This window comes from Klebsiella sp. GFKo11 (assembly GCF_056490265.1).
In genome coordinates, this window is record NZ_CM151369.1 from 4,208,960 (window position 1) to 4,221,262 (window position 12,303).

13 protein-coding genes are annotated in these 12,303 nt (G+C 56.2%); 11 read left to right on the forward strand and 2 right to left on the reverse strand.

Going from position 1 to position 12,303, the window contains the following annotated elements; genetic code table 11:
- The first annotated feature begins 1 nt into the window (after window position 1).
- On the forward strand, window positions 2–970 hold the full coding sequence (hcr, locus tag AC07P6_RS20420) for an NADH oxidoreductase (protein ID WP_478314422.1): 969 nt from the start codon (window positions 2–4) through the stop codon (window positions 968–970).
- 697 nt (window positions 971–1,667) lie between these two features.
- Here the strand turns inward: hcr and AC07P6_RS20425 are convergent.
- Window positions 1,668–2,102 (reverse strand): DoxX family protein, encoded by a 435-nt coding sequence (locus AC07P6_RS20425; RefSeq protein WP_182237561.1) that lies wholly within the window; start codon window positions 2,100–2,102, stop codon window positions 1,668–1,670.
- Window positions 2,103–2,253: 151 nt separating this feature from the next.
- Here AC07P6_RS20425 and poxB point away from each other — a divergent pair, with 151 nt between their 5' ends.
- Entirely contained in the window at window positions 2,254–3,972 is a 1,719-nt protein-coding gene (gene poxB / locus AC07P6_RS20430) for a ubiquinone-dependent pyruvate dehydrogenase (RefSeq protein ID WP_434659539.1), read from the forward strand.
- A 17-nt stretch (window positions 3,973–3,989) separates the two neighbouring features.
- On the opposite strand, the gene AC07P6_RS20435 is transcribed toward poxB, so the two are convergent.
- A complete protein-coding gene (locus AC07P6_RS20435) occupies window positions 3,990–4,721 on the reverse strand; it encodes a GntR family transcriptional regulator (RefSeq protein WP_304257556.1) in 732 nt (243 codons plus the stop codon).
- Between the two features lie 197 nt (window positions 4,722–4,918).
- Between AC07P6_RS20435 and AC07P6_RS20440 the strand changes: the two genes are divergently transcribed.
- From AC07P6_RS20440 to AC07P6_RS20480, 9 genes are all read left to right on the forward strand, one after another.
- A complete protein-coding gene (locus tag AC07P6_RS20440) occupies window positions 4,919–5,275 on the forward strand; it encodes a PTS lactose/cellobiose transporter subunit IIA (protein ID WP_434659542.1) in 357 nt (118 codons plus the stop codon).
- Window positions 5,247–5,603, forward strand: coding sequence for a PTS sugar transporter subunit IIB (locus AC07P6_RS20445; protein WP_182237557.1), 357 nt, complete (start codon window positions 5,247–5,249; stop codon window positions 5,601–5,603). Before AC07P6_RS20440 ends, AC07P6_RS20445 begins: the two co-directional genes overlap by 29 nt.
- Window positions 5,600–6,907 carry a PTS sugar transporter subunit IIC gene (locus AC07P6_RS20450; protein ID WP_434659544.1) on the forward strand — a complete coding sequence of 436 codons (1,308 nt, stop codon included), beginning with the start codon at window positions 5,600–5,602 and terminating at the stop codon, window positions 6,905–6,907. Before AC07P6_RS20445 ends, AC07P6_RS20450 begins: the two co-directional genes overlap by 4 nt.
- Before the next feature lie 21 nt (window positions 6,908–6,928).
- Window positions 6,929–7,672: a glucosamine-6-phosphate deaminase gene (locus tag AC07P6_RS20455; RefSeq protein ID WP_478314426.1), complete on the forward strand. Its 744-nt coding sequence runs from the start codon at window positions 6,929–6,931 to the stop codon at window positions 7,670–7,672.
- Window positions 7,669–8,631, forward strand: a complete 963-nt coding sequence (locus AC07P6_RS20460) for an aldo/keto reductase (RefSeq protein ID WP_478314428.1) — start codon at window positions 7,669–7,671, stop codon at window positions 8,629–8,631. Before AC07P6_RS20455 ends, AC07P6_RS20460 begins: the two co-directional genes overlap by 4 nt.
- On the forward strand, window positions 8,628–9,404 hold the full coding sequence (locus AC07P6_RS20465) for a sugar phosphate isomerase/epimerase family protein (RefSeq protein WP_434659550.1): 777 nt from the start codon (window positions 8,628–8,630) through the stop codon (window positions 9,402–9,404). Before AC07P6_RS20460 ends, AC07P6_RS20465 begins: the two co-directional genes overlap by 4 nt.
- Before the next feature lie 15 nt (window positions 9,405–9,419).
- A complete protein-coding gene (locus AC07P6_RS20470) occupies window positions 9,420–9,704 on the forward strand; it encodes an HPr family phosphocarrier protein (protein ID WP_434659552.1) in 285 nt (94 codons plus the stop codon).
- Window positions 9,705–9,784: 80 nt separating this feature from the next.
- Window positions 9,785–10,783, forward strand: coding sequence for a low-specificity L-threonine aldolase (gene ltaE / locus AC07P6_RS20475; RefSeq protein ID WP_478314430.1), 999 nt, complete (start codon window positions 9,785–9,787; stop codon window positions 10,781–10,783).
- Window positions 10,784–10,793: 10 nt separating this feature from the next.
- The gene (locus AC07P6_RS20480) at window positions 10,794–12,233 is read left to right on the forward strand and encodes an SDR family oxidoreductase (RefSeq protein ID WP_434659556.1); all 1,440 of its coding nucleotides are present in this window, start codon (window positions 10,794–10,796) and stop codon (window positions 12,231–12,233) included.
- Window positions 12,234–12,303: the final 70 nt, after the last annotated feature.

Below are 12,303 nucleotides of genomic sequence, written 5' to 3' on the forward strand. Positions count from 1 at the left end.
CATGACTTTGCCAACCAATCAGTGCCCATGGCGGATGCAGGTCCATCACGTTCACCAGGAGACGCCGGACGTCTGGACAATTTCGTTACTGTGCCACGATTACTACCCGTATCGTGCCGGACAGTATGCGCTGGTCAGCGTGCGTAACTCGGCGGAAACCCTGCGTGCTTACACCCTCTCTTCAACGCCGGGCGTTAGCGAGTACATTACGCTGACCGTTCGCCGGATTGACGAGGGTGCCGGTTCGCAGTGGCTAACCCGAGACGTGAAGCGCGGCGACTATATCTGGCTGTCTGATGCGATGGGTGAATTCACCTGTGAGGATAAAGCAGAAGACAAGTTCCTGATGCTGGCTGCCGGCTGCGGCGTAACGCCGATTATGTCAATGCGCCGCTGGTTGGCGAAGTACCGCCCACAGGCCGATGTGCAGGTGATCTTCAACGTGCGTTCGCCGCAGGATGTGATTTTTGCCGACGAATGGCGTCAGTATCCGGTCACTCTGGTGGCGGAAAACAACGCAACCCACGGCTTTGTTCCCGGTCGACTAACCACTGAGCTACTGCAAAGCGTGCCGGATTTAACCTCACGTACCGTAATGACCTGCGGCCCGGCACCGTATATGGACCTGGTCGAAAAAGAAGTGAAAGCGCTTGGCGTGACGCGCTTCTTTAAAGAACAGTTCTTTACGCCAGTAGCCGAAGTCGCCACCAGCGGCCTGAAGTTCACCAAGCTTCAGCCAGCGAAAGAGTTCTACGCGCCGGTTGGTACCACGCTGCTGGATGCACTGGAGAGTAATAAGGTTCCGGTGACCGTTGCCTGTCGCGCGGGCGTTTGCGGCTGCTGCAAAACGAAAGTGGTTTCCGGCGAGTATACGGTCAGCAGCACCATGACGCTGACCGATGCGGAAGTTGCCGATGGCTATGTGCTGGCCTGCTCCTGTCACCCGCAGGGCGATTTAGTCCTGGCTTGATTATTCACGTTAACGATAGTGCCCACGCTACCCGGCGAACCGTCGGGTAGCATTTTCCCTTCTAAACGACTAACACCTGTGCGCCCTTTTGAAATTGCCCGGCGGCGCTTCGCTTGCGCGGGCCTACAGGTAATGCATAATATTTTGATATTGCTTGTTTTTGTAGGCCGGATAAGGCGCTAGCCGCCATCCGGCAAAGATGCGAGCACAATGGTTTGTCATTGCATTGGCTAATGCTGCCTGTACGGCAGTGAACAAGAAACCGGAGAAACAAAAATTGCGAAGTTTCTTCTAAGCTGCCTATACGGCAGTGAACGCGCTTTAGCCACGCCACCCGCCGCGATACGCCTTCTAAGCTGCCTATACGGCAGTGAACGGTGATCTTCAGCTTTTAGGGCCAAATTCTACCTTCTAAGCTGCCTATACGGCAGTGAACGACGTCTGTTTCTGCTGCTTCGGGGTAATCCGCTTCTAAGCTGCCTATACGGCAGTGAACTCCAACCAGACTCTTCTACCTTATTGTTTAATAAAACAATAATCAATAAAAACCCCTTTTCACCCTTTTTCTAAACACCCTCAAACAAGAATTAAAAATCAATAACTTATAAAACCGTTCAAAAAGAGGGTCTGAGGGAGCATAAATAAAAACCCTGGCATACGAGACGCAGCCAGGGTGATGGAAAAGACTCGATCGAACCTACCGCCAGGCCGAATTTCCTGCCACGGCGTAACGCCCCGCGCCCAGAAACGCCACCGCCAGCGCGCCGATAAAGAAATAGACCAGACTCTCAATGGCCCAAGCCCCTACCGCGTCCAGCGCGAAGGTTTTGCCCGTCCCGACCATCAGCCAGGCGACGACCATTGTAAACGCCAGCACCAGCGCCGCCGGACGCGTCAGAATTCCCAGAATCAACAGACAAGGTGCAACCACCTCGCCCACTAATACGCCATAAGCGATAAAACCCGGCAATCCTTTTGCCACCAGCATATTGCTGATTCCCCCTACGCCATCAAATAACTTATGCAACCCGTGAAACAGCATTAGCCCGCCGACGGCAAGTCGTAACAAGAGTTTGCCGAAGTCGTCATGGGATAGCATTTTATTAACTGAATTTAACAGCGATTTAACCATTTGAAATGATTCCTGTTTACCACTTTATGTGTACACACATTATCGGAATTTTCGCCTAATGAAACCAGCTGAAATTGAGGGGCAGCAGCGGGCGTAACGGCCAAATTCATCTAAGCTTGTAAGCGTTATCACAAAAAGGAGATGGAGAACCATGAAACAGACCGTGGCGGCATATATTGCTAAAACTCTTGAACAGGCTGGCGTTAAGCGTATTTGGGGCGTTACCGGAGATTCTCTCAATGGTTTAAGCGACAGCCTGAACCGGATGGGAACCATTGACTGGATGCCCACGCGCCATGAAGAAGTTGCCGCCTTCGCCGCCGGAGCGGAAGCGCAGCTGACCGGCGAGCTGGCGGTGTGCGCCGGTTCCTGCGGGCCGGGCAACCTGCACCTGATTAACGGTCTTTTCGACTGCCATCGCAATCACGTACCGGTGCTGGCTATCGCCGCCCATATTCCATCCAGCGAAATCGGCAGCGGTTATTTCCAGGAAACCCACCCACAGGAGTTATTCCGCGAATGCAGCCACTACTGTGAGCTGGTCTCCTCCCCGGAGCAAATCCCGCAGGTGCTGGCTATCGCCATGCGCAAGGCGGTAATTAACCGCGGCGTATCGGTCGTGGTGCTGCCTGGCGACGTGGCGCTAAAAGCCGCGCCGGAAAGCGCCAGTAGCCACTGGTATCACGCGCCGCTGCCAGAAGTGATCCCGCAGGAAGAAGAGCTCAAAAAACTGGCCCAGTTGCTGCGCTACTCAAGCAATATCGCCCTGATGTGCGGCAGCGGCTGCGCCGGCGCGCATAAAGAGCTGGTGGAGTTCGCCGCGAAGCTAAAAGCCCCCATCGTCCACGCCCTGCGCGGGAAAGAGCATGTGGAATACGACAACCCCTACGATGTCGGCATGACCGGGCTGATCGGCTTCTCCTCCGGTTTCCACACCATGATGAACGCCGATACTCTGGTGCTGCTCGGCACCCAGTTCCCCTACCGCGCCTTCTATCCGACGGACGCCAAAATCATTCAGATCGATATCAATCCGGGCAGCATTGGCGCGCATAGCAAAGTCGATATGGCGCTGGTCGGCGATATTAAATCCACCCTCAGGTCGCTACTACCGCATCTGGAAGAGAAAACCGACCGCAAGTTCCTCGATAAGGCGCTGGAACACTATCGCGATGCACGTAAAGGGCTTGATGATCTGGCGAAACCCAGCGAGAAAACCATCCACCCGCAGTACCTGGCGCAACAGATTAGCCACTTTGCCGACGACGACGCCATTTTTACCTGCGATGTCGGTACGCCAACCGTCTGGGCCGCGCGCTATCTGAAGATGAACGGAAAACGCCGCCTGCTGGGATCGTTCAACCATGGATCAATGGCCAACGCCATGCCGCAGGCCATCGGTGCGAAAGCCACGGCTCCGGAACGTCAGGTGGTCGCGATGTGCGGCGACGGCGGCTTTAGTATGCTGATGGGGGATTTTCTCTCGCTGGCGCAGATGAAGCTGCCGGTGAAAATTATCATCTTCAATAACAGCATTCTCGGCTTCGTGGCCATGGAGATGAAAGCCGGAGGCTATCTCACCGACGGTACCGAGCTACACGACACCAACTTTGCCCGCATCGCCGAAGCCTGCGGTATCAAAGGCATTCGCGTAGAAAACGCGGCGGACGTTGACGAAGCGCTGCAAACCGCCTTCAGCACCGACGGCCCGGTGCTGGTGGATGTGGTCGTCGCCAAAGAAGAGCTGGCGATCCCGCCGCAAATCAAGCTGGAGCAGGCCAAAGGTTTCAGCCTGTATATGCTTCGGGCGATTATCAGCGGACGCGGCGACGAAGTACTCGATCTGGCGAAAACCAACTGGCTGCGTTAACTCGAGGTTGCGGGCGTTTATCCACTGACGAAACGAAACGTCAGCGGGTAGCGCTCGCTATTGGCCCATCCTCGCGTAAATTCAAACGGAACGTTATCTTTGCGCCGGGATGCCAGACGCTCAACGCGCATGCAGGGCTGGCCGGAAGGGATATCCAGCTTCTTCGCCATATCCGCCTCCGGTAAGCAGGGGAAATAGCTCTCCTGCGCCGCGATGCTCAGCAAGTAAAATCGTTCGCCCAGCACGTTATACAGCCCCGTGGTTTCCACTTCCTCACGCTGTAAATCTGGAAACAGCGCCAACGGCAGGCAGGTCTCTTCATAGAGCGCAGGAAGACTATTCGTAAAGCGCAGACGCACCATAAATATCACAAAATCACTGGCCGAAAGATGCAGCTTTCGTTGCTGTTCGGCATTCGCCAGCTGCTGCGTAAACGTGAGGATAGAGGTACTGGCTTTCAGGCTATGCTGGGCCATATTCTCCGAAAAGCTCAGCGGCTGATGGCGTCGGGCTTCAATCGGCGGACAGGTGACGCGCGTCCCGACCCCCTGTTTTTTTACCACATACCCTCTTTCCGCCAGCATCTCTACGGCCGCCCGCAGCGTCGCCCGCCCACCGCTATACTGCCCCACCAGCTCACCTTCGCTGGGCAGCATGTCGCCCACTCTAAACTCCCCGCGTTCTATCCGTCCTTTCAGATCCAGAGCTATTTGAACATACAATGGGTTAGCACTTTCCAGTTCGTCCACGTTCCTCTCCCGCCCACACGTCTTAATTATCGAATTTCGTTATGCCAGAGATCCACACTCATCGCATGCTGAATTAACACCCACTTTTTGATGAAAATGTGATCAATCCTATGGACGCCAGTATACCCGATTCTCTATCTTGTTCAAACATTCGGATGTTTGAATGTTTGAACAAATACCGCAATACAGGAGGCACCGTGAATACCTCGATCATTGATACCGAAGAGATCAGTTTCCAGATTATTGCCTGCGCCGGTGATGCGCTTAGCAAAATGCATCAGGCGCTGGCGTGCAGCAAGGCACAGCAGTTTTCTGAAGCCACCCGCTTGATGCAGGAGGCCAACGCAAGCCTGAATGAAGGCCACAATTCGCATACGCGTTTACTGGTCGCCGAAAGCGAAGGTGCCTGCGCAAGCTATTCCACTCTACTCGCCCACGCACAGGATTCGCTCATGAATGCCCTGCTGGCACACACCCTTTTCCAGGAATTTATCGAAATCTATCAGCACCTAAACGGAGCCCGCGATGAATCTTTCAACGTTAACGCATCTTAATATTCTGCTGGTTTGTAACCTGGGCGCGTCTACCGGCGTCATGGTGAGTAAAATGCGCGCGATCGCCGCCGATAGCGAAAAGTTACGCGCCATTAAGATCAATATTGAGGCCCATCCGGCCGGATTACTGGTCGAGAAAATCAGCGAGTTTGACGTCGTGCTGCTGGGGCCGCAAATCAAACACCGCCTGGCGGAACTGGAAGCGATTTGCCGTGAACACCAGCGGCCGATTGGGGTTATCGACGTCCGGGATTACGGCACTGTAAACGGCGGCAATATTCTGAAAACCGCCATTCTGCTGCGCCTGGGTCAGGAGATAAACGCATGAGCCGGGCAAACACCTTTATCACCTGGCTGGAGCACTGGTTAACGCCGATAGCGGCCCGGATAGAACGCCAGCGGCATATCTCCTCCATCAAAAATGGCATGATCGCGCTGATGGCGGTATTAATGGTCGGCTCCATCTCGCTGATGCTGATGGGAATTGGCGGCATGTTCCCTCAGGATAGTGCCGTCCGCCTGTGGTTCAACCATTACAACGACCTGATTAGCCTCCCTTTTCAGTTTACCTTTGGCCTGCTGTCTATTTATTGTGCCGCCTCGGTAGCCTGGCATCACGCCCAGCAAATGCAGGTCCCGATTCTGCCCGCGATCACCGGTTCGATGATGGCGACCCTGATGCTGAACGTGAGCATCGTCGATGGCAAAATGGTGACGGATTACCTCGATTCACGAGGACTATTCGTCGCGCTGATCGCCTCACTCGGCACCGTTGAGCTAATGGCGCTATTTATTCGCAAGCGCATCACCATTCGCATCAACGGCCTGCCCGCAGGTATCGCACAAACATTTGAATCGATTATCCCACTGCTGGTTTCGCTGATCGCCGCCACCGTAGTGCATGGGGTGGTCGCTAATCTGTCCGGAGGGTTGATCCTGCCGCAGGTGCTGATGAGCCTGCTGGCCCCGGCCTTCAACAGCATCGATACCCCGCAGGCCGTCTTTCTGATCTCGTTTCTGGAGATGATTTTCTGGTTTATCGGCCTGAACGGCTACGCCATTATTGTCGGCGTGGTTCTGCCCTTTATGACCCAGTACCTGGCGGAAAATGCGGCTGCATTCGCCGCGGGCGCGCCGATCCCACACGTGTTTGCGCCGAATTTCTGGGATTATTTCCTCGGTTTTTCCGGCTCAGGCATCACTGGCGCATTGGTCATTTTATCGTTGCGCAGCCGTTCGCAGGAGCTACGCGCCGTCGGTAAAGCCGCCGTGGTCCCGGCTATTTTTACTATCTCCGAACCCGTGGTTTTCGGCCTGCCCGTCGCCTGGAACCCGTGGTTCTTTATCCCCTTTGTGCTGGGTACGCCGACGATTGGCGTCATGAGCTGGTACATCTTCCATTGGGGTTGGGTTCGCCCGCCGGTCACCAACGTCGGCGCAACGCCCATTCCGCTGGCGCAGTACCTCTCAACCATGGACTGGCGCGCGGTTATTCTGGGATTTGCTATCCTCGGCATCGCTACCCTCGTCTACTACCCCTTCTTTCGGCTTTACGAACGCAGCCTGCTGCAGAAAACGCAGCAGCAGGATAGCCGTCAGGCAGCCTTCGACAGCCTGGACCTGGATTTTTGATTGAGAAATAAGGACCTGAGAATGCATATTTATCACCAAGACACGGCGGTTCAACTGGCGCAAGCCATCAGCTTACGCATTGCGGCACAGCTACAGGAGCGGCCCGATAGCCTGTTATGTCTGGCGGGGGGAGAAACCACGCTGCCCGTGTTTCGCGCCTGCGTCGCCGCACAGCAGGCTGGCCTGGCGGATTTTAGCCGCTGCCGCTTTGTCAGCCTTGATGAGTGGATCGGCCTTGGCCGCGAGGACGTCGGCAGCTGCCTGCAAACGCTGAGCGATGAGTTATTTCAGCCTCTGGTGTTAAGGAACGAACAGATTGTGTTCTTTGACGGTCAAGCGGCGGATTTGCAAAATGAATGCCGAAGAATCGACGCGGTCATCGCCGCCCATGGTGGCCTGGATCTGGTTGTGCTCGGGGTGGGCATGAATGGTCATATCGGTTTCAACGAACCGGGCGTCAATGGCGAGCAAAACAGCCATATCGAACCGCTGGATGAGGTCACCCGCACCATCGCCCCGAAATATTTCAACCGTCCGCAGCCGGTCACGCAGGGCATCACTCTGGGCATTCAGCAACTGCGCACGGCGCGACAGATTTTGCTGATGATCACCGGTGATCACAAAACTGACATTGCTGAACGGTTTATCAACACGCCGGTTGGCCCACATTTCCCCGCCAGCCTGCTGCGTGATTTACCGCAAACAACCTTCTGGACGGACAGGGTTATTCCTCGCGCCAACATCACTCAGGAGGCGATACGATGAAACAGATAGCGCTGCGCGGCTGGCGCGATGGCAAACCGTTCACCTTCTCCTGTAGCCAACTGGTGCTGGGCTCGGCGAACTGCTTATGTAAGGATCGCCGGGAGGAAGCCTTTGCCCTGCTGGACGCCTTCTTCGCCGCTGGCGGTAACACGTTTGATGTCGCACGCCACTACCGCGCCAGCGAGACGGTATTAGGCGACTGGATTGCACAACGCGGCCTACGCGAGCAGGTGCGGATAGCCACAAAAGGCGGTCACCCCACGCGCGAGGAGCCCGATCGCTCACGCATTTATCCACCCGCTATCGATGAAGACATCTTCACCAGTCTTGAACAACTGCAAACGGACTATATCGACCTGTATGCCCTGCATCGGGACGATCCCGGCGTCGACGTTTCATCGTTAATGTCCTGCCTGCATGAACATGTCCTTAAGGGCAGGATCCGCGCTATTGGCGTGTCAAACTGGTCTCAGGCGAGGATCACCGAGGCGCAGAATTTTATTGCGCGCCACGGACTTACGCCATTGAGCTTTAACAGTCCGCAGTTAAGCCTTGCGCAAAGCCGGGTCCCCCGCTGGCCAGGATGTGTTAGCGCCGACCCGCAGATGCAGCAGTGGCATCAGCAAACGCAGCTCCCGCTGATTGCCTGGTCATCGCAAGCCGGCGGGTTTTTCTCCGGGCTTTACGGGCCGGATCGGCTCCCTGAGGAGCAGGAGATGGTCGACGCTTTTTGCTTTGATGACAACTGGCAACGGTTGAGCCGCGCTCAACAGCTGGCACAGCATAAAAACGTCAACGCCATCAATATCGCCCTCGCCTGGGTACTGGCCCGCCCCTTCCCCTGCGCGGCAATCATCGGCCCTGAAACCCCCGCTGAATTAGCGGATTGCCTGCGCGCGGCGGCGTTAACGCTAACGGCAGAGGAACTTAACTGGCTGGAAACAGGAGACAAAGCATGAACAACGGAAAATTTGCCGTACAGCTCTATACCTTGCGTCACGCGCTCACTGAGGACTTCGCCGGGACATTACGTGAAGTTAAAAAAATGGGCTGGAAAGCGGTGCAAATAGATGGCCTGCGCGGGCACAGCGCGGAGGAAGTCAAAGATGCCTTGCGCGAAACCAATCTGAAGGTCGCGGGAATGCATATCAGCCCGCAGAGAATGGTCAATGACCTGGATGCGGTCGTTTACGAAGGGTTGCTGTTCGGCACAAAGACCATGTTTTGTCATTATCTCGAACCGGAGCGACAAAATGAATCGGGCTACAGGGAGATTAAATCACAGCTGCTGGGCGTCGCCGATAAGCTCGCGAAGCTCGGCTGGCGCGTTGGATACCACAATCACGAGTTTGAGTTTCAGTCGCAGGTGGATGGGCTCGTCGCCCACGACTATCTGATGGCGCCGGAAAATAATCGCTGTCTGTATCCGGAGATTGACACCTACTGGGTCAAATATGCCGGGTTCGATCCGCTTAGCTGTATCGAAAAATATCCATACCGCATCCCCATCCTGCATCTGAAGGATATCTATGCCGACCCGGCACTCGGCTACCCGGAGTCGTTAGCCGAAATTGGCCGTGGAAGTATTGATTTCCTGCCCATCCTGCAATGGGGTGAGCGTTACGGCGTTGAATATTACGCCGTTGAACAGGATATCTGCCCTGGCAACCCGCTCGATAGCCTGGCCATCAGCCTGGAGAATTTACAGCGACTGGCACAAAAATGCGCCTGACCGAGGAGTGATATCGTGAATTATCTACAAGCACATATTCGCATTCGCAACCCTGGCGGCCTGCATGCCCGCCCTGCGGCGCAGTTAGTCAAAACCGTTAAGGCACTGGATTTCCCGGTGGAGATTGCCCATACGCGGCATCCGGAGCGCTTCGTCAATGCGGGCAGTTTAATGAAGCTCCTCGGCCTCGGCGTCAGCCGCGGGGATGAGATAATCCTGCGCCTGCCCGCCGGAAAAGCGGCGGAAATGGTCAATTTGCAGGCGTTGATTAATGCCGGGCTGGGGGAGAATATCGATTAAACAGACTTTTCCTTCTCCAGAGTGGCGTAAGCCTGGAACTTCCGGTACAAATTGAAGACAACTCTCGAGAAGGAATTTATATGATTGATTTACGAAGTGATACCGTCACCCGCCCGGGCCGCACCATGCTGGAAGCGATGATGGCCGCCCCGGTCGGGGACGACGTTTATGGCGATGACCCGACGGTAAATGAACTTCAGCGCTACGCCGCAGAACTGGCGGGCAAAGAAGCGGCTATCTTCCTGCCGACCGGCACCCAGGCCAACCTCGTGGGCTTACTCAGCCACTGCCAGCGCGGCGAAGAGTATATCGTCGGCCAGGGCGCACATAACTATCTCTACGAAGCCGGCGGCGCAGCGGTGCTCGGCAGCATCCAACCGCAACCAATCGACGCCGCTGCAGATGGCTCCCTGCCGCTGGATAAAGTCGCCGCGAAGATTAAGCCGGACGATATCCATTTCGCCCCCACTCGCCTGCTCACCCTTGAAAACACCCATAATGGCAAAGTGCTGCCGCGTGAATATCTTAAAGAAGCATGGGAATTCACCCGTGAACGCGGCCTGGGGCTGCACGTTGACGGTGCGCGTATTTTCAACGCCGTAGTGGATTACGGCTGCGAGCTGCGCGATATCACGCAGTACTGCGATTCATTCACTATCTGCCTGTCAAAAGGCCTCGGTGCGCCGATAGGCTCGCTGCTGGTGGGGAGCCAGGAGTACATTCACCGCGCTATCCGCTGGCGAAAAATGGTCGGCGGCGGGATGCGCCAGGCGGGGATTCTGGCGGCGGCGGGTCTGTATGCCTTGCAGAATAACGTCGAGCGTTTAAAAGAAGATCACGACAACGCCGCATGGATGGCGGAGCAGCTGCGCGCTATCGGCGCTGACGTTATGCGCCATGATACCAACATGCTGTTTATCCGCGTCGGCGAAGAGCATGCCGCGCTGGGTGAATATTTGCGCGAGCACGGCGTGTTGATCAACGCCTCAACGGCCGTGCGTCTGGTGACGCATATTGACGTGAATCGTCAGCAGCTTGCCGAGGTGGTGAACCACTGGCAGGCGTTTCTGAATCGTTAAGGAGTCCGGCGTGTCGCAACGAATTCTGGTGCTTGGCGCCAGCGGTTATATCGGCCAGCATTTGGTTAAAAGGCTCAGCGAGCAAGGTTTTCCGGTGCTGGCGGCGGCACGCCATATCGACAGGCTCAAAAAACAGAACCTCCCCGGCGTCGAGTGTCATCAGCTCGATTTAAACCAACCAGACGCGCTCCCCGCTCTGCTGGCGCAGGCCGATACCGTCTACTACCTGGTTCACGGAATGGGTGAAGGTGGCGACTTTATCCGTCATGAGCGTCAGGTTGCGCTGAACGTGCGCAACGCCCTACGCCAGGTCCCGGTCCGCGAAGTGATTTTCCTGAGTTCGCTTCAGGTTGCGGAACAAGAGCAATCCGACCATCTGCGCGCCCGCCAGGTCACCGCCGACCTGCTACGCGAATCGAGCGTTCCGGTGACTGAAGTCAGGGCGGGCATTATCGTCGGGGCGGGTTCCGCCGCCTTCGAAGTGATGCGCGATATGGTTTACAACCTGCCGGTACTGACGCCGCCGCGCTGGGTGCGCTCGCGCACAACCCCGATTGCGCTGGAAAATTTGCTCTACTATCTGGTGCAGTTGCTTAATCATCCCGCCCACGAGCATCGTGTTTTTGAAGCCGCCGGGCCGGAGGTTTTAAGCTATCAGCAGCAGTTCACCCGTTTTATGGCGGTTAGCGGCAAGCACCGTCTGCTGATCCCCATCCCCTTCCCGACCAGCTGGATTTCGGTGTGGTTTCTCAACGTCATTACTTCGGTGCCGCCCACCATCGCCAAAGCGCTGATCCAGGGTCTGAAGCATGATCTGATCGCCGACGACCACTCTCTGCGGGCGCTCATTCCCCAACCGCTCATCTCCTTCGATGAGGCAGTGCGCCGCACGCTGAAAGAAGAGGAGCAACTGGTGAACTCCAGCGACTGGGGCTACGATGCGCAGGCCTTCGCCCGCTGGCGGCCGGAGTACGGTTACTTCCCGAAACAGGCGGGCTGTACCGTTAACACGCCTGCCAGCCTGGACGCGCTGTGGAAGGTGGTCAACCAAATTGGCGGCAAAGAGGGCTACTTCTTCGGTAACGTCCTGTGGAAAACTCGCGGCGCGATGGATTTACTAGTCGGCCATCGGCTGGCAAAAGGCCGCCCGGAAAAAGAATATCTGCAGACCGGCGACGCGGTGGACAGCTGGAAAGTGATTATCGTCGAGCCGGAAAAGCAGCTCACGCTGTTATTTGGCATGAAAGCCCCCGGCCTTGGTCGCCTGAGTTTTACCCTGCGCGATAAAGGCGATCATCGCGAGCTGGACGTTCGCGCCTGGTGGCATCCGCACGGTATGCCAGGCCTGTTCTATTGGCTGCTGATGATCCCAGCGCATCTGTTTATTTTTCGCGGCATGGCGCGGCGCATCGCCCGGCTGGCGGAGCAAATCACCGACACCCCGGGTTGATGACAAGCCCGTTTTAACTAACGTGCCCGCATTTTTGCCGGGCGGCGGCTAGCGCCTTGCACGGCCTACG

What these genes read in the sequence shown, in the direction of transcription:
- hcr (WP_478314422.1), top strand. Translation starts at nt 2, where the DNA reads ATGACTTTGCCAACCAATCAGTGCCCATGGCGGATGCAGGTCCATCAC.
- AC07P6_RS20425 (WP_182237561.1), bottom strand. Translation starts at nt 2,102, where the DNA reads ATGGTTAAATCGCTGTTAAATTCAGTTAATAAAATGCTATCCCATGAC.
- poxB (WP_434659539.1), top strand. Translation starts at nt 2,254, where the DNA reads ATGAAACAGACCGTGGCGGCATATATTGCTAAAACTCTTGAACAGGCT.
- AC07P6_RS20445 (WP_182237557.1), top strand. Translation starts at nt 5,247, where the DNA reads ATGAATCTTTCAACGTTAACGCATCTTAATATTCTGCTGGTTTGTAAC.
- AC07P6_RS20450 (WP_434659544.1), top strand. Translation starts at nt 5,600, where the DNA reads ATGAGCCGGGCAAACACCTTTATCACCTGGCTGGAGCACTGGTTAACG.
- AC07P6_RS20455 (WP_478314426.1), top strand. Translation starts at nt 6,929, where the DNA reads ATGCATATTTATCACCAAGACACGGCGGTTCAACTGGCGCAAGCCATC.
- AC07P6_RS20460 (WP_478314428.1), top strand. Translation starts at nt 7,669, where the DNA reads ATGAAACAGATAGCGCTGCGCGGCTGGCGCGATGGCAAACCGTTCACC.
- AC07P6_RS20465 (WP_434659550.1), top strand. Translation starts at nt 8,628, where the DNA reads ATGAACAACGGAAAATTTGCCGTACAGCTCTATACCTTGCGTCACGCG.
- ltaE (WP_478314430.1), top strand. Translation starts at nt 9,785, where the DNA reads ATGATTGATTTACGAAGTGATACCGTCACCCGCCCGGGCCGCACCATG.